Source organism: Phycicoccus jejuensis (assembly GCF_000720925.1).
In the GTDB taxonomy this organism is placed as follows: domain Bacteria; phylum Actinomycetota; class Actinomycetes; order Actinomycetales; family Dermatophilaceae; genus Phycicoccus; species Phycicoccus jejuensis.
On the sequence record NZ_JOEE01000005.1, the window covers coordinates 136485 to 159732 of the forward strand.

A 23248-nucleotide genomic window follows, 5' to 3' on the forward strand; every position below is an offset into this window, starting at 1 on the left:
CCATTTCCGAGAGCCGGGCGGTACCTCCCGACACCAGCCTCACCCGGTGTTCTGCAGCCCCGCCGCGAGCCCGTTGACGGTCAGCAGGAGCGGCCGGTGCCACTGCGACCCCTCGTCCTCGCCGGTCGCCCGCAGCTCGCCGAGCCCGCGCAGCAGCAGGTGGCTGAGCATGTCGACGAACGGCCGCCGCAGCCCGACGGCGGTGTACAGGTGCGGCTTCCGCTCGAGCATCTCGTCCTGCCCCAGCAGCTCGAGCACCATCCGCCGGGTAAGTGCGAGCTCGTCGAGCACCTGGGTCGCGAGCTCGGGCCGTCCACCGAGGGCGAGGAACGCGGCCGCCAGGTCGTCGTCGGTCTTCGCCAGGCTCATCTCGGCGACGTCGACGAGCGCCGCGAACACCGGCCACTCGCGGTAGGCCTGCCGGGCCTCGTCGAGGTCGCCGAGCGCGGCGAGCCCGCTGCCGAGCCCGTACCAGCCGGGCAGGTTGACCCGCGTCATCGACCACGCGAACACCCACGGGATGGCGCGCAGGTCGTCGAGACTGCGTCCCGACTCCGAGCCGCTGCGTCGCGAAGGACGTGACCCGAGCCGCAGGTCGGCCAGGAGGTCGAGCGGGCTCGACATCGCGAAGAAGTCCGCAAAGCCCGGCTGCTCCACCAGCGAGCGGAACGCCGTCCGGCTCGCTTCTGCCACAGCAGAACCCACGGCGTCGAACCGCCCGGCCGCCTCGTCGCGCGCGGCGACGTGCTCCGGCGCGTCGGTCAGCAGCACGGCCGATGCGACCCGCTCGAGGTGCTGCTCGGCGATGCGGACGTCGGCGTACCGGGCGAAGATCACCTCGCCCTGCTCGGTCACCTTGAACCGCCCGTCGACCGACCCCGTCGGCTGCGCCGCGATGGCCCGGTGCAGCGGACCGCCCCCACGGCCGAGGGACCCACCACGACCGTGGAAGAGCGTCAGCTCCACCCCGTGCCGCCGGGCCCACGCGACGAGCCCGACCTGCGCGCGGTGCAGCGCGAGGGTGGCCGCCGCCGGACCCACGTCCTTGGCCGAGTCGGAGTAGCCGAGCATCACCTCGACCTGCCGGTCGACGCCCTCGAGCCACGTCGCCGTCGACGGCAGGGCCACCCACTCCTCGAGCGTGTGGTCGGCGGCGTCGAGGTCGGCGCCGGTCTCGAAGAGGGGGACGACGTCGAGCGCCAACGGGCGCGCCCCCACCGCGAGCCGGGCCAGCGCCCGCACCGCGACGAGGTCGGCGGCGGACTGGCTGAACGAGACGACGTACCGGCCGCAGCTGCGCCGGCCCCACCGCTGCTGCAGCCAGGCCATGACGCGCAGGGTGTCGAGCACCTCGCGGGTCCGGTCACCGGGAGCCCCGACGAGCTCGGGCCAGCCGTCGACCGCGAGCCGGTCCAGCAGCGCGGGGTCGGTCGCCGCGACCTCGGGGTCGGCCGGCCGGGCGTCGTCCGGCAGGAGCCCGAGCGCCTCGACGAGGGCCGCCCGGTGGACGGCCGAGTGCTGCCGCACCTCGAGCTCGGCGAGGTGGAACCCGAACGTCTGCACCATCCACACGACGTCCTGCAGCTCGCCGTGGGCCGTGCGCGCGTCACCGGCCGCGACGAGCGAGTCCTGGACGAGGGCGAGGTCGGCCAGCGCCTCCTCGGGCGAGCCGTACGCGACGCCGGCCCGCTCGTCACGGGTCGCCGCCAGCCGGGCCGCGACGACGAGCAGCTTCTGGCGGTGCGGCTCGTTGGGGGAGTCCTTGGTCACCTCGGCGAGCAGGCGTGGGTGGGCGGCGGCGTCGTTGGCGAGGGCGTCGCGCAGCGCCGCCGTCGGGGGCGTCGACTCCTCGTCGACCGTGATCATCCGCGCGACCCGGTCGACGGCGTCGTGGAGGATCTCGAGCGCCTGGTCGGCGTGGGCGCGCACCGTCTCGCGCGTCACCTCGGCGGTGACGAAAGGGTTGCCGTCGCGGTCACCCCCCACCCAGGACCCGAACCGGACGATGGGCGGCAGCGGTGTGTCGGAGGGGCGCTCGTCACCACCGAAGGCCGCCTCGACCGCACGCTGGAAGCGCGGCACCGCGTGGATGAGTGACTGCCGGAAGACCGTGAGCACCGTCTTCACCTCGTCGGCCGGCGTCGGCCGGGTGATGCGCAGCGTCGAGGTGCGCTGGAGGATGTCGATGTCCTCGAGCATCCTGCGCCGCGCGCGGGCCCGCTCCGCGGGGCCCGAGCCCGGGTCGGCGTGCGTGTCGAGGTGCTCGGCGATGCGACGCAGCGCCGACGCCACCGCCCGGCGGCGCGCCTCGGTCGGGTGGGCGGTCAGCACGGGGTGGATGCGCATCCGCTCCAGGCGCGCCCGGGCGTCCGGACCCGCCGCGGCGACGGCCGGCCCGATGTCGCCGGTGTCGCTGCCGCCGCCGTACTCGCCGTCCTCCCGGCGCAGGGACCGGGCCCGGTGCCGCTCCTCGGCGAGGTTGGTCAGGTGCAGGTGCACCGTCAGCAGGCGCGCCAGCCGGGACGTCGTCTCCGGGTCGAGGGCCGCCACGAGCGCCGCCGGGTCGCCGTCCTCCTCGCCGCGGCAGCGCCGCTCGAGGGCGTCGGTCAGCTCGAGGAGGTCCGCGCGTCCGGACTCCTCGACCACCTGCCGGTGCAGGCTCGTCAGCAGGGAGAGGTCGTCGAGCATGCTGGCCATGACGGCCAGCCTAGGAGCGCGCGGACGTGGCGCAACGGGGCGTCCACCCACCGTTACGCTGGCGCGGTGCTTCCCGCCCTGCTGCCCGCCGCCACCAGCGATCTCGACCTCGCCCCCTGGGTCTGGTGGGTGACGATCGGCGTCGCCGTCGCCGTCCTCGCCTTCGACATCGCGGTCATCGCCCGCCGCCCGCACCGTCCCTCCACCAAGGAGCTCGTGTCGGCGCTGGCCGTCTACGTCGGCGCCGCGGTCCTCTTCGGGCTCGGGCTCTGGTTCACCGCCGGGGGCCAGCTCGCGGGTGAGTTCTTCGCGGGCTGGCTGACCGAGTACTCGCTCTCGGTCGACAACCTCTTCATCTTCATCCTCATCATGGCGAGCTTCCGGGTGCCGGAGAAGTACCAGCAATTCGCGCTCATGGTCGGCATCGTCATCGCGATCGTCCTGCGCGGCATCTTCATCGCCGTCGGCGCGGCCGCGATCAACAACTTCAGCTGGGTGTTCTACATCTTCGGCGCGTTCCTCGTCTACACGGCGTGGAAGCTGGCCAGCGGCGGCGAGACCGACGACGACGAGTACGAGCAGAACCGCTTCATGCGCCTGGTGTCCAAGCGCTTCCCGGCCAGCGAGGACTACGACGGCACGAAGCTCTTCACGCGGCAGAACGGGGCCCGGCTCGCCACGCCGCTCTTCTTCGTCATCGTCGCGCTGGGCACGACCGACCTGCTCTTCGCGCTCGACTCCATCCCCGCGATCTACGGCCTCACCGACGAGCCCTACCTCGTCCTCGTCGCCAACCTCTTCGCCCTCATGGGTCTGCGGCAGCTGTACTTCCTCATCGGTGGCCTGCTCAAGAAGCTCATCTACCTCAGCTACGGCCTCGCGGTGCTGCTCGCCTTCATCGGCCTCAAGCTCATCCTCCACGCCCTGCACGAGAACGAGCTCGGGTTCATCAACGGCGGCGAGAAGGTGCCGGTGCCGGAGATCCCGATCTCCGTCTCGCTCGGCGCGATCGTCGTCATCCTCGGCGTCACCACCGTGCTCAGCCTGTGGCGCACCCGGCGCCACCCCGAGCTCGTCGAGGACTGACCCCCGGCCCGGTCCGGCGTCTCAGGCGGCCTGCGCCTCGGCGGGGTCCTTGCGCGCCCCGAGCCCGAGGACGAGGGCCGAGGCGCTGACGACGAGTGCCATTCCGACGAGCTGGCTCGGCGCGAGCCGCTGGCCGAGCACGACCAGCCCGGCGACCGCGGCGGCCGCCGGCTCGAGGCTCAGCAGGATGCCGAACACCTGCGCGCGCAGCCGGCGCAGCGCCAGCAGCTCGAGCGAGTAGGGCAGCACCGACGACAGCACCGCGATGCCCAGGCCCTTGAGCAGCGCCTCGCCGGTCCACGACGGGACGCTGGTGACACCGAGCGGCAGCGTGACGAGGGTGGCGACGACCATCGCCAGCGCGAGGCCCTCGAGCTTCGGGAAGGCCGCGCCGGTGCGACCGGACAGGACGATGTACGCCGCCCAGAAGCCGCCGGCGGCCAGGGCGAGCAGGATGCCCGTCCACTCCAGCTCGGCGAACGGCACCTCGCGCGCCTCCGAGATGAGGACGACGCCCGCCGCGGCCGCGAGCACCCCGAGGGCGTCGACGACACGCCGCGACAGCACGGCCGCCAGCGTGAGCGGCCCGATGAACTCGATGGTCACCGCGACGCCGATCGGCAGGTGCGCCAGCGACTGGTAGAAGGTGTAGTTCATGAGGCCGAGCGCGACGCCGAAGGCCGCGACGGTGGCCCAGGCGCGCCGGGTGTGACCGTGCCAGCGGGGCCGGACGAAGGCCAGCAGCAGCGCGGTCGCGAACAGCAGCCGCATGACGACCGAACCGCCCGCACCGATGACCGGCACGAGGGTCTGCGCCAGCGCCCCGCCGAACTGGACGGACACGACCCCCGCGAGGACGAGCAGGGGAGCGGGAACCCGGTCGGCGGCGGTCGTCACCGCTGCAGGCTAGCCATCACCATCCGCGCTCGCGCCACTCGTCCAGGTGCGGCCGCTCCGCCCCGAGCGTCGAGTCGCCGCCGTGCCCCGGGTAGAACCACGTCTGGTCGTCGTACACGCCGAAGATGCGCTCGGTGACGTCGCCGTAGAGGGCGTCGAAGTCCTGGCCCTCGTTCTTCGTGTTGCCGACGCCGCCGGGGAAGAGGGTGTCGCCGGTGAAGAGGTGCGTCACCCCGTCGGGCGCCCGCCACGCGAGCGCGACCGAGCCGGGCGTGTGGCCGCGCAGGTGCACCACGTCGAGCACGAGCTCACCGACCCGCAGCGTGTCGCCCTGTCGCAGACGGACGTCCGGCGCCAGCGGCAGCGCGTCCGCGTCCTCCTCGCCGGCGTAGGTGCGGGCGCCGGTGGCGCGGGCCACGTCCGGCAGCGCCCGGACGTGGTCCCAGTGCTGGTGCGTCGTCACGAGGTGGTCGAGGCGCCCGGTGCCCTCGGCGACGAGCGCGAGGCAGCGGTCGGGGTCGTCCGCGGCGTCGACCATCAGCTGTGCGCCGGTGGCCGTGCAGGTGAGGAGGTAGACGTTGTTGTGCATGTCCGAGACCGACATCTTGCGCAGGGTCGCGGGGCCGAGCTCGCGCACGTCGCTCGGGCCGCCGGGGGTCACGTCGCCGGTGTAGGCCATCGTCATCGTCCGTCCGGGAGTCGGGGCAGGGGGTCGGCGGAGACACCGTCGGTGAGGCCGCGGGCGAGCCACCCGAGGAGCGCGGCGCGGCTGCCGGTCACCGAGGTCGTGCCCAGGCCGACGGTCCACTCCTCGCCCTCGTCCGAGCGCAGCGTCACGTCCGGGGCGTCGTCGAGGGTGCGCAGGCGCTCGGCCTCCTCGTCGAGGAAGGCCAGCAGGAGCTCGGGCTCGAGGTCGGCGAACCCGAAGCCGGCGTCGAGGTCGACGTGGTGCCACGTCACCTCGCGCAGCCGCATCATCGGGATGTCGGCCGCGGTGCCGCGCACGTCGCCGGGGGTGCGCTCGAGGGCCTGCCCGGCGTGCTCGGGGCCCAGGCGCGGCGCCTCGGCGGCGTACTCGGCGGCGGTGCGCTCGAGGTCGTCGGCGAGCTCGGCGGGGGTGCGGCCGGCGCCCTCGTCGATGTCGGCGTTGCGCTGGTCCCGGCTCGCGTACATCGTCTCGCGGGTGCCGTCGACGGCCGAGCGCACGAGCCGGGCGAGCCCGTCGGCGTTGCGCGCGACGTGGGTGACGACGTGCCCGCGGGTCCATCCTTCGCAGAGCGTCGGGCCGGCGGCGTCGGGCAGGGCCCGCGTGGTGGCGACGAGCCGGGCGGTGTGCGCGTCGACGTACTGGGCGGGGTCGATCCGGGTGCCGGTCATGCCGCCGACGCTACCGCCGCCCGGCCTGCGCGTCGGCCTCCGCGATCGCGATGGCCGCGCGGACGAGCGCGAGGTGCGAGAACGCCTGCGGGAAGTTGCCGACGAGCCGGTCGGTCGACGGGTCGTACTCCTCCGAGAGCAGGCCGAGGTCGTTGCGGATCCCGAGGAGCCGGTCCATCAGGGTGTGCGCGTCGTCGACGCGGCCGCACCGGGCGTAGGCCTCGGCGAGCCAGAACGAGCAGGCGAGGAACGGGTTCTCGTCGCCGCTCAGCCCGTCGACCCCGCTCTCGGTGCGGTAGCGCAGGACGAAGCCGTCGCGCAGCAGGTCCTCCTCGACGGCCCGGACGGTGCCCAGCACGCGCTCGTCGTCGGCCGGCAGGAAGCCGACGGTCGGGATGAGCAGCAGCGCCGCGTCGACCTCGCGGGTGCCGTAGTGCTGGACGAAGGTGCCGCGCTCGGCGTCGAAGCCCTGGTCGAGGACCTCCGCGTGGACGCGGTCCCGCAGGGCGCGCCAGCGCTCGACGTCGCCCTCGTGGCCGTCCTCCTCGACCGCCCGGACGGCCCGGTCGAAGGCGGCCCAGACCATGACCCGCGAGTGCGTGAAGTGCTGCGGCTCGCCCCGGATCTCCCAGAGACCGTTGTCGCTCTGGTCCCAGTGGTCCGCGAGGTCGTCGACGAGGGCCTTCTGGACGGCCCACGACTCGTGCGACTCGCTGACGCCGAGGCGCCGGGCCTCGTCGAGCGAGATCATCACCTCGCCGAGGACGTCGCTCTGGCGCTGGTCGACCGCCGCGTTGCCGACCCGCACCGGGCGCGAGCCCTCGTAGCCGGGCAGGTGGTCGAGCGTGCGCTCGGGCAGCTCGCGGCTGCCGTCGACGGCGTACATGATCTGGAGGTCGGCCGGGTCGCCGGCGACCGCCCGCACGAGCCAGTCGCGCCACAGCCGCGTCTCGTCGACGTAGCCACAGGCGAGCAGCGCCTCGAGGGTGAGCGAGGCGTCGCGCAGCCAGCAATACCGGTAGTCCCAGTTGCGCTCGCCGCCGACGTCCTCGGGCAGGCTCGTCGTCGGCGCGGCGACGATGCCTCCGCGCAGCTCGTCGGTGAGCAGGCGCAGGACGAGCAGCGAGCGGGTGACCGCGTCGCGGTAGGGCCCGTCGTGGGTGTGCCGGGCGGCCCAGTCGTCGAACCGCCGCACGGTGTCGTCGACGCGGCTCGGCACGTCGAGCGCGCCGGGGACCTCGCACCACGACGGCACCCAGGTCATCGCGAACTCGTAGCGCTCGCCCGCGCGGACCGTGAACTCGTCGCGGTGGTGGTGGTCGGTGGGCTCGGGCAGCCGGTCGCCGCGCAGCACGAGCATGTCCGGCCCCGCGACGGCGCGGATGACCGTGACGCCGTCGCAGTCCTCGGTCCGCGACACCCAGGGCAGGACCTTCCCGTACCCCGTCCGCACGACCCACTCGTGGAGCATCGCCACCTCGCCCTCGAGGCCTTCGACGATGCGCACGAGGTCGGCGCGACCGTCGCCGAACGGCATGAGGTCGGTCACACGCACCCGCCCCGTCGCGGTCTCGTGGACGGTGTCGAGGACGAAGCTGTTCTCGCGGTACGCGCGCGTCGCCGTCGCCTCGTCGACCGGCCCGAGGAACCAGCGGCCGTGGTCGTCGGTCCCGAGGAGGGCCGCGAAACAGGCGGGGGAGTCGAAGCGGGGGAGGCAGAGCCAGTCGACGGCTCCGTGCCGGCTGACGAGGGCCGCGCCCTCGGTGTCCCCGAGGAGGGCGTACTCGGCGATGGGGGTGCTCACCTCGTCGACCCTAGACGCCGGGTCTGGACGAACCCCGGATGCCGTCACCGCTGATGAGGGGGCTGTCGGACCCGACACCTAGCATGGCGAATGTGAGTCATGACCACCTCGTCGTCCGCGGCGCCCGCGAGCACAACCTCAAGGACGTCAGCATCGAGCTCCCCCGGGACGCTCTCGTCGTCTTCACCGGCCTCTCGGGGTCGGGCAAGTCCTCGCTGGCCTTCGACACCATCTTCGCCGAGGGCCAGCGGCGCTACGTCGAGTCGCTCTCGGCGTACGCCCGGCAGTTCCTCGGGCAGATGGACAAGCCCGACGTCGACTTCATCGAGGGCCTCTCGCCCGCGGTGTCGATCGACCAGAAGTCGACCAACCGCAACCCCCGCTCCACCGTCGGCACCATCACCGAGGTCTACGACTACCTCCGTCTCCTCTTCGCCCGCGCCGGCCGCCCGCACTGCCCGGTCTGCGGCGAGCCGATCACCCGGCAGAGCCCGCAGCAGATCGTCGACCGGCTCCTCGAGCTGCCCGAGCGCACCCGCTTCCAGCTGCTCGCGCCGGTCGTCCGCGCCCGCAAGGGCGAGTACGTCGACCTCTTCGCCGAGCTCCAGGCCAAGGGTTTCTCCCGGGCCCGCGTCGACGGCGAGGTCGTCACCCTCACCGACCCGCCGAAGCTCGAGAAGCAGGTCAAGCACACGATCGACGTCGTCGTCGACCGCCTCGTCGCCAAGGGTGACGACACCTCGGCCAAGCGCCGGCTCACCGACTCCGTCGAGACCGCCCTCGGGCTGGCCGGCGGGGTCCTCGTCGTCGACTTCGTCGACCTCGAGGAGGGGCACCCGGAGCGCGAGCGCCGCTACTCCGAGAAGATGGCCTGCCCGAACGACCACCCGCTGTCGATGGACGAGGTCGAGCCGCGCTCGTTCTCGTTCAACAGCCCGTTCGGCGCCTGCCCCGAGTGCAGCGGCATCGGCACCGAGCTCGAGGTCGACCCCGACCTCATCGTCCCCGACGACGACCTGACCCTCGCCCAGGGCGCCATCGCCCCGTGGGCCACCGCGTCGGGCGCCGCCGACTACTTCCAGCGCGTCATGTCGGCCCTCGCCGACGAGATGAAGTTCTCCATGGACACGCCGTGGCGCGAGCTGCCGAAGAAGGTCCGCGACGCGTTGCTCACCGGGCGCAACCACAAGGTCCACGTCCGCTACCGCAACCGCTTCGGGCGCGAGCGCTCGTACTCCACCGGCTTCGAGGGCGCCATCCCGTTCGTCCGGCGGCGCCACTCCGAGACCGACTCCGACTGGAGCCGTGAGCGCTACGAGGGCTACATGCGCGAGGTGCCCTGCCCCGTGTGCAAGGGCGCGCGGCTCAAGCCCGAGTCGCTCGCCGTCCTCATCGGCGGCCGCTCGATCGCCGACGTCTCCCGCCTGGCCATCGGCGACGCCGCGCAGTTCTTCTCGACGGTCGAGTTCACCGAGCGCGAGCGGCAGATCGCGGCGCGCGTCATCAAGGAGATCGACGCCCGGCTGGGGTTCCTCCTCGACGTGGGCCTGGAGTACCTGAGCCTGGACCGGCCGGCCGGCACCCTGTCCGGCGGTGAGGCGCAGCGCATCCGGCTCGCGACCCAGATCGGGTCCGGCCTCGTCGGGGTCCTCTACGTCCTCGACGAGCCGAGCATCGGTCTGCACCAGCGCGACAACCACCGCCTCATCGAGACGCTGACCCGGCTGCGCGACCTCGGCAACACGCTCATCGTCGTCGAGCACGACGAGGACACGATCGCGACGGCCGACTGGGTCGTCGACATCGGCCCGGGCGCGGGCGAGCACGGGGGCGAGGTGGTGCACTCCGGCACCGTCGCCGACCTGCTGACCCACCCCGACTCCATCACCGGCAAGTACCTCTCCGGCCGTCGCGAGATCCCGACCCCGGCCGTCCGTCGCCCGCAGGAGCGCGGCCGGGAGGTCGTCGTCGTCGGGGCGACCGAGCACAACCTCGACAACGTCACCGTCGGCTTCCCGCTCGGCAACCTCGTCGCGGTCACCGGGGTCTCGGGCTCGGGCAAGAGCACGCTCGTCAACGACATCCTCTACAACGTCATGGCGAACAAGCTCAACGGCGCCCGCCACGTCCCGGGCCGGCACAAGTCTGTGACCGGCCTCGACCACCTCGACAAGGTCGTCCACGTCGACCAGAGCCCGATCGGGCGCACCCCGCGCTCGAACCCGGCGACGTACACCGGTGTGTTCGACCACGTCCGCAAGCTCTTCGCGACGACCGAGGAGGCCAAGGTCCGCGGCTACCAGCCGGGGCGGTTCTCGTTCAACGTCAAGGGCGGCCGCTGCGACGCGTGCTCCGGCGACGGCACGATCAAGATCGAGATGAACTTCCTCCCCGATGTCTACGTGCCGTGCGAGGTCTGCCACGGCGCGCGGTACAACCGCGAGACGCTCGAGGTCCACTACAAGGGCAAGTCGATCGCCGACGTCCTCGACATGCCGATCGAGGAGGCCGCCGAGTTCTTCGCCGCGGTCCCCGCGATCGCGCGGCACATGCGCACGCTCAACGACGTCGGCCTCGGCTACGTCCGGCTCGGCCAGCCCGCGCCGACCCTGTCCGGCGGTGAGGCACAGCGCGTCAAGCTCGCCTCCGAGCTGCAGAAGCGCTCGACCGGGCGGACCGTGTACGTGCTCGACGAGCCGACGACCGGCCTGCACTTCGAGGACATCCGCAAGCTCCTCAAAGTGCTCCAGGGCCTCGTCGACAAGGGCAACACCGTCATCGTCATCGAGCACAACCTCGACGTCATCAAGTCGGCCGACTGGCTCGTCGACCTCGGCCCCGAGGGCGGCAGCGGCGGCGGGCGGGTCATCGCCGAGGGCACGCCCGAGGAGGTCGCGGCGCTCGAGGAGTCGCACACCGGGCGCTTCCTCGCGCCGGTCCTCGCGAAGACCGCGCGCACGACGGCCGCCCCGGCCAAGCGGGCTGCGTCGAAGAAGACGGCGGCGACGAAGGCCCCGGCCACCAAGGCGCCGGCGAAGAAGACCGCGGCCAAGGGCTCGACCGCCCGTCGGGAGCCGACCCGCAGGACCACCTCCCGCAAGGCCGGCTGACCCGGCCCCCGGACCGCGCTCAGGCGCGGCCGGGGGTGCCGGGCAGCCAGCCGGCGTCGATGACCTTCTTCACCACGGCACGGGCCGTCGTCAGCAGCTGCTCGGCGTCGTCGACATCCGCCCACGCCGCGGCCGAGGCGTCGTCGGTGGCGTCCTCGAGGTGGTCTCGCAGCCGCCGCCCGGCCTCGGTCAGCGTCGGCGCCCCACCGTCCCGGGCCGGTGTCAGCAGGCCCGACGTGCCCAGCGACTCCTCGGCCCCGGCCCACTCCTCGTCGGTCCACCTCCGGGTGGGCTGGAGGAAGGCACGACCGCGGCTCGCGCGCTCCGGGCTCGTGGCGCGCAGCCAGGCGTCGTAGAGGACGAGCGACTCGAGCGGGCGCAGCCCCGCCGAGGTCAGGGCCGCGACGTGCCCGTCGCCGCGCCACTCGCGCCACAGGGCGGTCGCGTGCCAGAGGGCCAGGTGCGGGGACGCCGGCCACTCCTGCGCCGCATAGGCGGCCGCCAGCGGCCGACCACCGTGGTCCAGCCGGTCGAGGACCGGACGCAGCCGTCCGACGAGCTCGGCCACGGCGGGGGAGCCGACGTCCGCTCCCAGCGCGGAGCGCAGCCCGTCGTCGAGGCAGCGGGTGCGCACCTCGTCGAGCCCGCTCGGGGTGTGCCGCCCGAGCGCCAGGCCCCAGGCCTTGGCCACCGCCTCCGGCCGGAAGCCGAAGAAGGTCGCCGCGACCACCTGGCCCGGGACCGCGCCGAGCGGGGCGGCACGCATCCCGGTGTAGGCCCCCAGCCACCCGACACCGAGCTCCTCGCGGGCGGCGTGCACGTGCGGGCCGAAGTACGCGGCGAGGTGGTAGGGCTCGAGGGTGCGGTAGGCCAGGCGAGCCACCGCGCGCGCGGCCGCGTCGTGCCGGAAGGTCGTCATCGACCCACCCTAGGCGGGCCGTGCGGCGGGTGAGCAACGGGAACGGGCCGCGCGACGTGGAGTCGCGCGGCCCGTCCTCGTGTGTGATCAGTCTTCGCCGAGGTAGGCCTTCCGGACGTCGTCGCTCGCGAGGAGCTCCTTGCCGGTGCCCGAGAGGACGATCGAGCCGACCTCGAGGACGTAGCCCTTCGTCGCGCGCCGCAGCGCTGCCTGGGCGTTCTGCTCGACGAGGAGGATCGTCGTCCCCTGCTGCTGCAGGGTCGTCACGGTCGTCATGATCCGCTTCATCATCAGCGGCGAGAGACCCATCGACGGCTCGTCGAGCATGAGCATCTTCGGGCGGCTCATCATCGCCCGGCCCATCGCGAGCATCTGCTGCTCACCGCCCGAGAACGTGCCGGCGGGCTGCGCGCGGCGCTCCTCGAGGATGGGGAAGAGCTCGAACGCCGCCGCGAGGTCCTCACGGATGCCCTTGTCCTTGCGCGAGAACGCCCCGAGGAGGAGGTTCTCCTCGACGCTCAGCTTCGGGAAGATGCGCCGGCCCTCGGGGGAGTGGGCCAGCCCGAGCGAGACGATCTCGTGCGGGGCGACCTTCGTCAGGTCCCGGCCGTCGAAGACGATCGAGCCCGACACCGGGCGCAGCAGGCCCGAGATCGTCCGCAGCGTCGTCGTCTTGCCGGCGCCGTTCGTGCCGATGAGCGAGACGACCTCGCCCTGGTCGACGGTGAACGAGATGCCCTTGACGGCCTTGATCTTGCCGTAGGACACGACGAGGTCCTTGACCTCCAGCATGGCGCTCACGCGCTCTCCTCCTCGTCCTCGTCGGTGTCGTCGCCACCGATGTAGGCCTCGATGACCCGCGGGTCCGACTGCACCTCGCCGGGGGAGCCCTCGACGAGGACCTCGCCCCGGACCAGGCAGAGCACCCGGTCGCAGAGGTTGAAGATGAACCGCATGTCGTGCTCGATGACGACGACGGCGAGGCCGCTGTCCCTGATCTTGAAGATCAGGTGCATCGTCTCCTCGGTCTCCTTGGGGTTCATGCCCGCGGTCGGCTCGTCGAGGAGCAGGATCTGCGGGTCCGTCGCGAGGGCCCGCGCGATCTCGAGCCGGCGCTGGTCGCCGTAGGGGAGGTTGCGCGCGAGGATCTCGGTCGACTTCCCGAGCCCGACGTAGTCGAGCAGCTCCTGCGCCCGCAGGCGGGTGGCCTCCTCCTCGCGCCGGAACTTCGGCCCGCGGAGGATCGAGGTGAGCGCCATCGACGAGGTGCGGCAGTAGCGCCCGACCATGACGTTCTCGAGGGCGGTCATGTTGCCGAACAGCCGGATGTTCTGGAACGTCCGGGCCATGCCGGCGCGCACGACCTTGAGCGGCTTCGGCGGCAGCTGCTCACCGCCGAGGGTCACCCGGCCCTCGGTCGGGACGTACATCCCGGTGAGGCAGTTGAAGAAGGTCGTCTTGCCGGCGCCGTTCGGGCCGATGAGCCCGACGATCTCGCCGTCGTGCACCTTCATGCTGACGTCGCCGACGGCGGTGAGGCCGCCGAAGCGCATCGTGACGTGCTCGGCCTCGAGAACGACGCGGTCCCCGATCACGTGGCCGCTCGGCGTGGGGTCGGTGACGGTCACTTCGCCTCCTCCAGGTGTTCGGACTGCACGATCTCGGCGAGCTCCTCGTCGTCCTCGTGGAACTCCAGCTGCCGTCGTTTGCTCGCGACGAGGCCCTCCGGCCGGAAGCGCATCATGACGACGAGCAGCAGACCGAAGATGAGCAGCCGGTAGTCGTTGACGATGCGGGCCTTCTCGGGGAGGAGCTTGAGGACGGTCGCGCCGACGAGGACGCCGGCCACCGTGCCCATGCCGCCGAGGACGACCGCCGCGAGGAGGAACGCCGACTCGAGGAAGATGTACTGGTCGGGCGTCACCGAGGTGTCCTGGTGAGCCTTGATCGTCCCGGCGAGGCCGGCGAGCGAGGCGCCGACCGCGAACGCGAGCAGCTTGAGCCCGAAGACGTTGACGCCCATCGCCTCCGCCGCGCGCTCGTCCTCGCGGATCGCGACCCAGCCGCGCCCGATCCGGCTGTCGTTGAGCCGGGTGAAGACGAGGATGACGAACGCGATGAGCAGGAGCAGGAGGAAGTAGTAGTTGCTGAACCGTCCGAGCGGGATGCCCGCGACCGTGTGCGTCTGGCCGAAGTCGAACCCGAAGAAGTTGAGGTCCGGGATGCCGGGGATGCCGTTCGGGCCGTTGGTCAGGTCCGGGCCGTTGTTGCCGTCGAGGTTGAACATCGCCAGGCGGAAGATCTCGCCGAAGCCGAGGGTGACGATGGCGAGGTAGTCGCCGGAGACCCGCAGTGTCGGGGAGCCGATGATCAGGCCGAAGATCGACGCGACGAGCATCCCGAGGAGCATGACGACGAGGAAGGGCGGGTTCCACCCGATCGTCGCGAACGCCGACTTCGACAGCATCGCGCCGACGTAGGCGCCGGTGCCGAGGAAGGCGATGTAGCCGAGGTCGAGCAGGCCCGCGAGCCCGACGACGATGTTGAGGCCCAGCGCCGTCGCCGCGAAGATGAGGATCTGCGTGGCGATCGACATGTTCGCGTCCGAGCCGTCCTGGGTGAACGGGAAGAGGAACGCGACGAGGAAGGCCGCCAGCAGCAGCGGGCGCCGGTTGTTCTGCCCGATGAACCCGAGGTACTCGCCGAACCCGCTGCCCACGAGGCCGATCGCGACAGCGAGCAGCGTGATGAGGAGGCACCCGAAGGTCGCCGGGTCGTCGACGTTGAGCGTGTACGCCGTCGCGAAGAGCAGCAGCCCGAGCATGACGACGATGACGAGGATCTCGGCCCACGAGGGCAGCCGCGGCCAGGTCCGGACGTCGAGGTCCACGTGCGGCGAGAGCAGGCCACCGGCGAGGACGAGCACGGCGCCGGCGAGGCCGACCCAGCCGCCCTCGTTGACGTTGATGAGCCCGCCCGCCTGGTAGGCCACGGCGATGATGCCGGCGAGGGCGAAGACCACCGAGCCCCAGCCGACGGCGCGCAGGCCCCGGCCCGGGTTGAGCCACTGCGGCCGCCGGAAGAGCAGCACGCCGAGGGCGAGCGCGACGATGCCGAGGAGCATCGCGTAGAGCTGGATCCCGAGCGGGTAGAACCGGACGCTCACGTCGTCGAGGATCCGGTTGTCGTAGGACCACGACAGCAGGCCGCTCACGAGGAGCAGCGCGCCACCGGCGACCGCGAGGATCGCGGCGCGGTCGCCGTGCTGCTCACGCAGCCGGTCCAGGCGCGAGAGCTCGGTGTCGGTCGTGTCGGGGGAGTGCGTCACGGTGCTCATGCGCGGTCCACCACCTTTGCGCCGAGGAGGCCCTGCGGTCGGAAGACGAGGACGAGGATGAGGAGCGCGAACGCCCACACGTCCTTCCACGGGCTGCCGCCGAAGGTGCCGGGGATGAACTGGACGGCCAGCGCCTCGACGAGCCCGAGGGTGAGTCCGCCGATGACGGCGCCCCAGACGTTGCCGATGCCGCCGAGGACGGCGGCGGTGAAGGCCTTGAGGCCCGCGAGGAAGCCCATCTTGAAGTTGATGTTCGTGACCTGCAGGCCCTGGGCGATGCCGGCGACGGCCGCGAGGGTCGCGCCGATGACGAAGGCGACGACGATGATGCGGTCGACGTTGATGCCCATGAGCCGCGCGGTGTCGGGGTCCTGAGAGACGGCCTGCATCGCCCGCCCGGTCTTGGTCCGGGAGACGAAGTAGAACAGGCCCGCCGCGCAGATGACCAGGGCGCCGACGGTGAAGATCGTCGAGCGCTGGAGCGTCACGCCGCCGAGGTTGAACGCGGGGCCGCTCACGACCTCGATCTGCGGGAAGGGGACCTTCTGCTTGGCGTCCGGGAAGCTCGGGATCTTGCCGTAGAGGAGGCGGACGGCCTCCTGGAGGAAGACCGAGATGCCGATGGCCGTGATGAGGGGGGCGAGGCGCGGGGCGTTGCGCAGCGGCCGGTAGGCGATGCGCTCCATGAGGACCGCGATGGCCACCGAGGCGGCGACCGCCCCGACGATGAGGACGGGGAGCGCCCAGAAGGGGAGCATCTCGCCGCCGTCGACGTAGCTGCGGAAGAACAGGAGCGCGGTGCTGAGGGCACCGAACGCACCCACCATGAAGATCTCGCCGTGGGCGAAGTTGATCAGCTGGATGATCCCGTAAACGACCGTGTATCCGACCGCGATCAGGGCGTACAGCGATCCCAGGGTCAGCCCGTTGACGAGCTGCTGGGCAAGTTCCACCACGACCTCCTAGGCGTGACGTGCGGGTGGGCTGGGGGGAGAGTAGCGGGTGACGTGCGTCACGGACAGGCGCCACACGGGGGGTGGGCACGCACCCGACGGCCGGGTCCGGACACGGACGGCGGGGGTGGTCTTCTCGACCACCCCCGCCGTCGGGGTGCTCACGACTGTGTCGTCAGGAGCGGCTTACTTGAACTCCTCCGTGTTCACGGGGGCCCACGCACCGTCCTTGACCGCGTACACGGTGAGGACCTTGGAGGTGGTGTCGCCGTACTCGTCGAACGCGACCTTGCCGGTCACGCCGTCGAAGGAGACGCTGCTCATCGCCTGGACCGTCGCCTGGCGGGCGGCCTCGGCCGAGTCCGCGTCCTTGAGCGAGGTCTTGAGGGCGTTGATGATCGCGTTCGCCGCGTCGTACGCGTAGGCACCGTAGGCCTCGTACGGCTCGGCGTAGCCGCCCGCGTTGTAGGCCTCGACGAACGCCTTGGCCGACTCGAGCTGGTCGGTCGGGGCGCCGACCGAGGTGGCGAGGTCGCCGGTGGCGGTGCTGCCCGCGAGCTTGATGAACTCGCCGGAGTAGATGCCGTCGCCGCCCATGAGCGGGACGTTGAGGCCGGCGGCCTTCATCTGCTGCGAGAACGGACCCGCCTGCGGGAACTCACCGCCGTAGTAGACGGCCTTGGGGTTGCTCGGCTTGATCTTGCTGACGACGGCGTCGTACTTGTCGTCGTCGGGGTTGATCGTCTCGGCCGCGACGATGGTGCCGCCGAGCTTCGTGAACTCCTTGCTGAAGGCGTCGACGAGGCCCTGGCCGTAGGTCTTCTTGTCGTGGACCGTCGCGACCTCCTTGATGCCGGCCTTCTCGAAGAGGTAGCGCGCCGCGAACGGGCCCTGGATCGAGTCGGTCGTGCAGGTGCGGAAGTAGTTCTGGTAGGTCCGCTTCGGGGCCGTCGCGAAGTCGGCGCCCTGGGTGAGCGACGGGTTCGTGTTGGCCGGCGAGACCATCGTGATGTTGGCCGTCGAGAGCACCGGCTGGACGCTCTGCGCGACCGAGCTGTTGAGCGTGCCGACGACGCCGACGACGTCCTTGTCGGACGCGAGCTTCGTCGCGGCGTTCTTGCCGACGTCGGGGGTGGCCTGGTCGTCCTCCGCCGCGAGCTCGAGCTTCCAGCCGGGGATGGCGTTGGACTCGTTGGCCTGCTTGATGGCGAGGTCGACCGAGTGCTCGATGCCCTTGCCGAGGGCGGCGAGGTCACCGGAGAGCGGCGCGATGACGCCGATCTTCGCGGTCTTGGTGCTGCCGGAGCCGCTGCCGGTGTCGCTGCCGCCGTCGTCGCCGCCGCGCGTGCCGCAACCGGAGAGCGCGAGCGAGGCCACGAGCAGCGAGGCGCCAACGGCAACCACGGAACGCTGAGGCACAGTTCCTCCTGGGGATCTGGTCTGGTGAGCGGATGCTCCTGCCCGCCGACGCGGACCTGACGGAATGTAGCCGTGATCGGCCCGTTTGCCGAGGACCTTCTTGTTTGTGGTGCCGAGTTGTTACCTGCGGATCCAGCAGGTGGACGGGCCGGACGGACAGTGGACGAAGGTCCACAGGCGGCGTCCAGCGACGACATGGATACTGCGAGGGACACCCACGGACCGAGAGGGACAGCCCGATGAGCACCGACCGCCCCACCCCGTCCAGCACCGAGTGCGGCTCCGGCTGCGCGTGCGTCACCCGACGCCAGTCCTTCCGCACCGCGGGCGCCGTCGGCGCCGTCGTCGTCGGGGCCGGCTCGCTCGCCGCCTGCGGCTCCGGCGACGTCGAGGAGGCCGCCAGCTCGGCCGCCAGCGCCGCGAGCTCCGCCGTGTCGCAGGCCATCAAGGCCGCCGAGATCCCCGTCGGCGGCGGCAAGGTCTTCGAGTCGATCTCGACCGTCGTCACCCAGCCGACGCAGGGCGAGTACAAGGCGTTCTCGTCCGTCTGCACCCACCAGGGCTGCCAGGTGGGCGGCGTGTCCGACGGCGTCATCACCTGCCCCTGCCACGGCAGCCAGTTCGACGCCGCGACCGGCGCCGTCAAGCAGGGACCGGCGACGAAGCCGCTGCCCGAGAAGTCCGTCACCGTCAGCGGCGACGGCCTCACCGTCTCCTGACGTTCGTCCCTCCCGGCACTCCCGTCACGACATTTCGGGGTGACCCCGAAATGTCCACGAGACCCCGGCTCCGAGCCGGGGTCTCGTGGACGAACCGGGGTTTCGTGCCGTCGTCCACAGGTGCCGGAGCGGGCGGCCGTCGTCCACAGATCCGTCCCGGCCGCTGGCCCCTCGGCTCGGCCGCGTCGATCGTCGGGGGATGGACGAGACGGATGACCTGGGCTTCCTCGGGCGGCTGCACGACGGCGTGTTCACGACCGCCGAGGCAGCCGGCCTCGGTGTATCCCGCGAGGCGCTGACCCGCGCCGTGAGGGCGCGCACGCTCCGGCGCTTGGCGCGTGGCCTGTACGCGACCGGGGCCGCGGCAGCACGTCCGGAGGACCGACACCTCGAGCTGTGCCGCGCCCTGCGTTCGGCCCGGTCGAGCCGCCGTTCGCCGCCCTCGTCGGTGTCGCCCTCGACCACGGGACGGTGGCGGCCGTCGTCTCGGTCGACGCCGCGATGCACCGGGGGATCGTCACCCTCGACGGGCTGACGGGCGAGGTCGCTCGGCGGGCGGGCCATCGCCACGTCCAGCGAGCCCTCGCGATGCTCCGGCTCGTCGACGCGGCCAGCGAGAGCCCGGGGGAGAGCCGCACGCGGGTGACGCTCGAGTCCCTCGGGCTCGAGCTCGACTCGCAGGTCGAGGTCCGTGACGAGGACGGTGAGCTCGTCGGGCGCGTCGACCTCGCCGTCCGCGGGACGAAGGTGCTCATCGAGTTCGACGGAGCCGTCAAGTACTCGGCGGGCGGTCCGGAGGCCGTCATCGCCGAGAAGCGTCGTGAGGACAGGTTGCGGGAGCTGGGCTACGTCGTCGTCCGCGTCATGTGGGACGACCTCGCGCACCCCGAGCGGCTGCTGGCCCGGGTGCGGCGGGCGATGGCCCTGGCCGAGCGGCTGACCGCCGGCGCGTGACCATCTCCGTCAGCTCGACACACGAGCTCGTCCGCGAGACCCCGGCTCGGAGGTCGTGCCTCGTGGACATTTCGGGGTGACCCCGAAAAGGGGAGGCGGGTGGGGTGGGTGGGGGCAGTCGGGGTGTCGGGGGCGCGGCTTAGGGTTGACGGGTGGCCGACCCCTCGACGTACCGCCCCCGGCCGGGCGAGATCCCGACCGACCCGGGCGTGTACCGCTTCCGCGACCGCGAGGGCCGCGTCATCTACGTCGGCAAGGCCAAGTCGCTGCGCCAGCGGCTGTCCTCCTACTTCCAGGACGTCGCCGCGCTCCACCCGCGCACCCAGACGATGGTGCGCACCGGCGCGAGCGTCGAGTGGACGGTCGTCGGCACCGAGGTCGAGGCGCTCCAGCTCGAGTACGCGTGGATCAAGGAGTTCGACCCGCGCTTCAACGTCAAGTACCGCGACGACAAGTCCTACCCCTACCTCGCCGTGACGATGGCCGACGAGTACCCCCGTGCCCTCGTCGTCCGCGGCGCCAAGAAGAAGGGCACGCGCTACTTCGGCCCCTACGCCCACGCGTGGGCCATCCGCGAGACCCTCGACCTCGCGATGCGCGTCTTCCCGATGCGCACCTGCTCGACCGGCGTCTTCCGCCGCGCCGAGCAGGTCGGCCGCCCGTGCCTGCTCGGCTACATCGACAAGTGCAGCGCCCCCTGCGTCGGCCGGGTCGACGCCGCGCGCCACCGCGAGATCGCCGAGGACTTCTGCGACTTCATGGCGGGCAACAGCGGCCGGTTCGTCTCGCGCCTCACCCGCGAGATGAAGGCCGCCGCCGCCGAGCTCGACTTCGAGAGGGCGGCGCGGCTGCGCGACGACATCGGTGCGCTCGAGCGGGTGCTCGAGAAGTCGGCGGTCGTCCTGCCCGACGCCACCGACGCCGACGTGTTCGCCCTCGCCGAGGACGAGCTCGAGGTCGCGGTCCAGCTCTTCCACGTCCGTGGGGGCCGCGTGCGGGGCCAGCGCGGCTGGGTCGCCGAGCGCGACGCCGAGACGACACCCGAGGTCGTCGAGCACCTCCTCCAGCAGGTCTACGGCGGTGAGTCCGGCGAGGGCGTGCCGCGCGAGGTGCTCGTCCCGGTCCTCCCGGACGACGACGAGGCCCTCGCGGCGTGGCTCGCCGGCCTGCGCGGCAGCCGGGTCGACCTGCGCGTCCCCCAGCGCGGCGACAAGCGCACCCTGATGGAGACGGTGGCGCGCAACGCGACCCAGAGCCTCGCCCGCCACAAGGTCACCCGTGCCGGAGACCTGACGACCCGCAGCCAGGCCCTCCAGCAGCTCCAGGAGGTCCTCGACCTCGACGACGCGCCGCTGCGCATCGAGTGCTTCGACATCAGCCACGTCCAGGGCACGCAGGTCGTCGGCTCGATGGTCGTCTTCGAGGACGGCCTGCCCCGCAAGTCGGAGTACAGGCGCTTCATCGTCCGCGGTGACGAGACCGGGGCCACCGACGACACCGCGGCCATGCACGAGGTCCTCACCCGTCGTTTCCGCCGCGGCCGCAAGGAGGCCGAGGAGCGGGAGGCCGAGGTGGCCGAGGGCCGCGAGCGGCCGGCGCGCTTCGCCTACACCCCGAACCTCGTCGTCGTGGACGGCGGTCTGCCGCAGGTCAACGCGGCGGCCCGAGCCCTCGAGGAGGCGGGCGCCGTCGACGTCGCCGTCGTCGGTCTCGCGAAGCGTCTCGAGGAGGTCTGGGTGCCGGGGGAGGAGTTCCCCGTCATCCTCCCGCGCACCAGCGAGGGGCTCTACCTGCTCCAGCGGCTGCGCGACGAGGCGCACCGGTTCGCCATCACCTTCCACCGGCAGCGCCGTTCCAAGGCGATGACCCAGAGCGCGCTCGACGGCATCGCCGGTCTCGGCGAGAAGCGGCGCCAGGCGCTGCTCAAGCGGTTCGGGTCGGTCAAGAAGATCCGCGCCGCCTCTGTCGACGAGCTCGCCGACGTGCCGGGCATCGGGCCTGCGTTGGCGGCCGTCGTTGCGGCAGAGTTGGGCTCGACCGAACAGGACATGCCGGCCATCGACCCGCTGACGGGCGAGGTCGTCGAGCAGTAGGGAGCATCCAGTGGCTGACGCACCGTCGTCGGGGTCGAACGGACGGGCGGACTTCCTCGTCGTCAGCGGGATGAGCGGCGCCGGCCGCTCGACCGCCGCCAACGTCCTCGAGGACCACGGGTGGTACGTCGTCGACAACCTCCCGCCCCAGCTCATCCCGGCGATGGCGGTGCTCGCCGGTCGCGCCCGGGACGAGGGGGCCGGCGACCTGCGCATCGCCGCGGTCGTCGACGTGCGCGCCCGCCCGTTCAGCTCCGAGCTGCGCGAGGGCATCGCCGCGGTGCGCGAGCACGGCTGGCACCCCCAGCTGATGTTCCTCGACGCCACCGACGAGGCCCTCGTCCGCCGCTTCGAGAGCGTCCGCCGGCCGCACCCGCTCCAGGGCGAGGGGCGCCTGCTCGACGGCATCCAGGCCGAGCGCGAGCTCCTGCGAGACCTGCGGGCCGACGCGCACGTCGTCATCGACACCTCCGGCCTCAACGTCCACCAGCTGGCGCGCAAGCTGACCCCGATCGTCGGCAAGAGCGGCGGACCCTCGCTGCGGCTGGCCGTCATGTCCTTCGGCTTCAAGTACGGCGTGCCGCTGGACGCCGACTTCGTCTTCGACATGCGCTTCCTGCCCAACCCGTTCTGGGTGCCCGAGCTGCGCCCGCTGACCGGCGTCGACGCGCCGGTCGCCGAGTACGTGATGTCGCAGGCCGGTGCCACGTCGTTCGTCGACCGCGTCGTCTCCCTCATGGAGCCGGTCACCGCCGGCTACCGGCACGAGGGACGGCGCTACGCGACGGTCGCCGTCGGCTGCACCGGCGGCAAGCACCGGTCGGTCGCCGTGGCCGAGGCGCTCTCGCGCCGCCTCGGGAGTCCGGACGTCGCGACCTTCGTCGTCCACCGCGACCTGGGGCGCGAGTGAGCGGGCCGGTCGTCACCGCCCTCGGCGGGGGCCACGGGCTGTCGGCGACGCTCACGGCGTTGCGGTTCGTCACCGACGAGATCACCGCGGTCGTCACGGTCGCCGACGACGGTGGGTCGAGCGGCCGGCTGCGCGACGAGTTCGGCGTCCTGCCGCCCGGCGACCTGCGGATGGCCCTCGCCGCCCTGTGCAGCGACACCGAGTGGGGCCACACCTGGCGCGACGTGCTCCAGCACCGGTTCGAGGGGGAGGGCCCCCTCGGCGGGCACGCGCTGGGCAACCTGCTCATCGTCGCGCTCTGGGAGCTGCACGAGGACCCCGTCGCGGGCCTCGACCTCGTCGGGCGCCTGCTCCAGGCCCACGGGCGGGTGCTGCCGATGGCCGCGGTGCCGCTCGCCATCGAGGCCGAGGTCGGCGGGCTCGACCCGCAGGCCCCCGCGACGGTGACGACGGTCCGCGGGCAGGCCCAGGTCGCCCGGACCCGCGGCCGGGTGGAGCGCGTGCGCCTCGTGCCGTCGGACCCGCCTGCCTACCCCGAGTCGGTGGCGGCCATCCGCAGCGCCGACTGGGTCGTGCTCGGCCCCGGTTCGTGGTTCACCTCCGTCATGACCCATCTGCTCGTGCCCGACCTCGAGGAGGCGCTGCGGGTCACGCGGGCCCGTCGCCTCCTCGTGCTCAACCTCGACCCGGGAGCGGGGGAGACGGCCGGCTTCGACGCCGTGCGCCACCTCGAGTCGTTCGCGGCGCTCGCGCCGGGGCTGCGCCTCGACGGGGTGCTCGCCGACCCCGCCGCGGTCGAGGACCACGCCGCGCTGGAGGCGGCCGCCGCGCGGCTCGGCGCGCAGCTGCACGTCACCCCCGTCTCGCGCGCGCGGGCCACCGGCGAGCACGACCCGCTCCGGTTCGCGGCCGCCCTGCGGGACATCCTGTACACCCCGCGACCCGGTCACTGACGCGTGGCAGGATGACCCGC

General features: G+C 72.3%; 18 protein-coding genes and 1 pseudogene. 8 read left to right on the plus strand and 11 right to left on the minus strand.

The features are described from left to right. Positions 1-39: 39 nt before the first annotated feature. A complete protein-coding gene (locus tag IG69_RS0111785) occupies positions 40-2697 on the minus strand; it encodes a phosphoenolpyruvate carboxylase (protein ID WP_051750482.1) in 2658 nt (885 codons plus the stop codon). A gap of 66 nt (positions 2698-2763) precedes the next feature. Between IG69_RS0111785 and IG69_RS0111790 the strand changes: the two genes are divergently transcribed. Next, positions 2764-3783: a TerC family protein gene (locus IG69_RS0111790; protein WP_051750483.1), complete on the plus strand. Its 1020-nt coding sequence runs from the start codon at positions 2764-2766 to the stop codon at positions 3781-3783. Positions 3784-3804: 21 nt separating this feature from the next. On the opposite strand, the gene IG69_RS0111795 is transcribed toward IG69_RS0111790, so the two are convergent. From IG69_RS0111795 to IG69_RS0111810, 4 genes are read right to left on the minus strand one after another with little or no spacing between them, the layout of a single operon-like run. Then, positions 3805-4680 carry an EamA family transporter gene (locus tag IG69_RS0111795; protein WP_030528372.1) on the minus strand — a complete coding sequence of 292 codons (876 nt, stop codon included), beginning with the start codon at positions 4678-4680 and terminating at the stop codon, positions 3805-3807. 16 nt (positions 4681-4696) lie between these two features. Next, on the minus strand, positions 4697-5359 hold the full coding sequence (locus IG69_RS0111800; protein ID WP_030528373.1) for an MBL fold metallo-hydrolase: 663 nt from the start codon (positions 5357-5359) through the stop codon (positions 4697-4699). Between the two features lie 2 nt (positions 5360-5361). After that, the gene (locus IG69_RS0111805) at positions 5362-6057 is read right to left on the minus strand and encodes a maleylpyruvate isomerase family mycothiol-dependent enzyme (RefSeq protein WP_051750484.1); all 696 of its coding nucleotides are present in this window, start codon (positions 6055-6057) and stop codon (positions 5362-5364) included. A gap of 10 nt (positions 6058-6067) precedes the next feature. Then, positions 6068-7861, minus strand: coding sequence for a glycoside hydrolase family 15 protein (locus IG69_RS0111810; protein ID WP_030528375.1), 1794 nt, complete (start codon positions 7859-7861; stop codon positions 6068-6070). 83 nt (positions 7862-7944) lie between these two features. Between IG69_RS0111810 and uvrA the strand changes: the two genes are divergently transcribed. Beyond that, positions 7945-10971, plus strand: a complete 3027-nt coding sequence (gene uvrA, locus IG69_RS0111815; protein WP_036829879.1) for an excinuclease ABC subunit UvrA — start codon at positions 7945-7947, stop codon at positions 10969-10971. A 19-nt stretch (positions 10972-10990) separates the two neighbouring features. Here uvrA and IG69_RS0111820 read toward each other — a convergent pair whose 3' ends face one another. The 6 genes from IG69_RS0111820 to IG69_RS0111845 all read right to left on the minus strand — a co-directional run bounded on the left by IG69_RS0111820 (position 10991) and on the right by IG69_RS0111845 (position 17584). Further along, the gene (locus tag IG69_RS0111820; protein WP_030528377.1) at positions 10991-11890 is read right to left on the minus strand and encodes an SCO6745 family protein; all 900 of its coding nucleotides are present in this window, start codon (positions 11888-11890) and stop codon (positions 10991-10993) included. 87 nt (positions 11891-11977) lie between these two features. Further along, positions 11978-12682, minus strand: coding sequence for an ABC transporter ATP-binding protein (locus IG69_RS0111825; RefSeq protein WP_245616140.1), 705 nt, complete (start codon positions 12680-12682; stop codon positions 11978-11980). A 5-nt stretch (positions 12683-12687) separates the two neighbouring features. After that, entirely contained in the window at positions 12688-13518 is an 831-nt protein-coding gene (locus IG69_RS0111830) for an ABC transporter ATP-binding protein (protein ID WP_030528379.1), read from the minus strand. Next, positions 13515-15227, minus strand: coding sequence for a branched-chain amino acid ABC transporter permease (locus tag IG69_RS0111835; protein ID WP_030528380.1), 1713 nt, complete (start codon positions 15225-15227; stop codon positions 13515-13517). Before IG69_RS0111835 ends, IG69_RS0111830 begins: the two co-directional genes overlap by 4 nt. Beyond that, positions 15224-16180: a branched-chain amino acid ABC transporter permease gene (locus IG69_RS0111840; protein WP_245616134.1), complete on the minus strand. Its 957-nt coding sequence runs from the start codon at positions 16178-16180 to the stop codon at positions 15224-15226. The genes IG69_RS0111835 and IG69_RS0111840 overlap by 4 nt, the downstream gene beginning before the upstream one ends. 186 nt (positions 16181-16366) lie before the next feature. Continuing rightward, positions 16367-17584: a branched-chain amino acid ABC transporter substrate-binding protein gene (locus tag IG69_RS0111845; protein ID WP_242525650.1), complete on the minus strand. Its 1218-nt coding sequence runs from the start codon at positions 17582-17584 to the stop codon at positions 16367-16369. Positions 17585-17838: 254 nt separating this feature from the next. On the opposite strand from IG69_RS0111845, the gene IG69_RS0111850 reads away from it, so the two are divergent. From IG69_RS0111850 to IG69_RS0111870, 6 genes and pseudogenes are all read left to right on the plus strand, one after another. Continuing rightward, positions 17839-18318: a Rieske (2Fe-2S) protein gene (locus IG69_RS0111850; protein WP_030528383.1), complete on the plus strand. Its 480-nt coding sequence runs from the start codon at positions 17839-17841 to the stop codon at positions 18316-18318. Positions 18319-18517: 199 nt separating this feature from the next. After that, positions 18518-18658: pseudogene (locus IG69_RS23290) on the plus strand (type IV toxin-antitoxin system AbiEi family antitoxin domain-containing protein); the annotation flags it as partial. Positions 18659-18714: 56 nt separating this feature from the next. After that, a complete protein-coding gene (locus tag IG69_RS0111855; RefSeq protein ID WP_051750485.1) occupies positions 18715-19272 on the plus strand; it encodes a hypothetical protein in 558 nt (185 codons plus the stop codon). A gap of 152 nt (positions 19273-19424) precedes the next feature. Continuing rightward, on the plus strand, positions 19425-21365 hold the full coding sequence (uvrC, locus tag IG69_RS0111860) for an excinuclease ABC subunit UvrC (RefSeq protein ID WP_030528385.1): 1941 nt from the start codon (positions 19425-19427) through the stop codon (positions 21363-21365). 10 nt (positions 21366-21375) lie between these two features. Further along, on the plus strand, positions 21376-22275 hold the full coding sequence (gene rapZ / locus IG69_RS0111865; RefSeq protein WP_030528386.1) for an RNase adapter RapZ: 900 nt from the start codon (positions 21376-21378) through the stop codon (positions 22273-22275). Beyond that, complete coding sequence (locus tag IG69_RS0111870) at positions 22272-23228, plus strand: gluconeogenesis factor YvcK family protein (RefSeq protein WP_036829881.1); 957 nt, start codon at positions 22272-22274, stop codon at positions 23226-23228. Before rapZ ends, IG69_RS0111870 begins: the two co-directional genes overlap by 4 nt. Positions 23229-23248 lie beyond the last annotated feature (20 nt).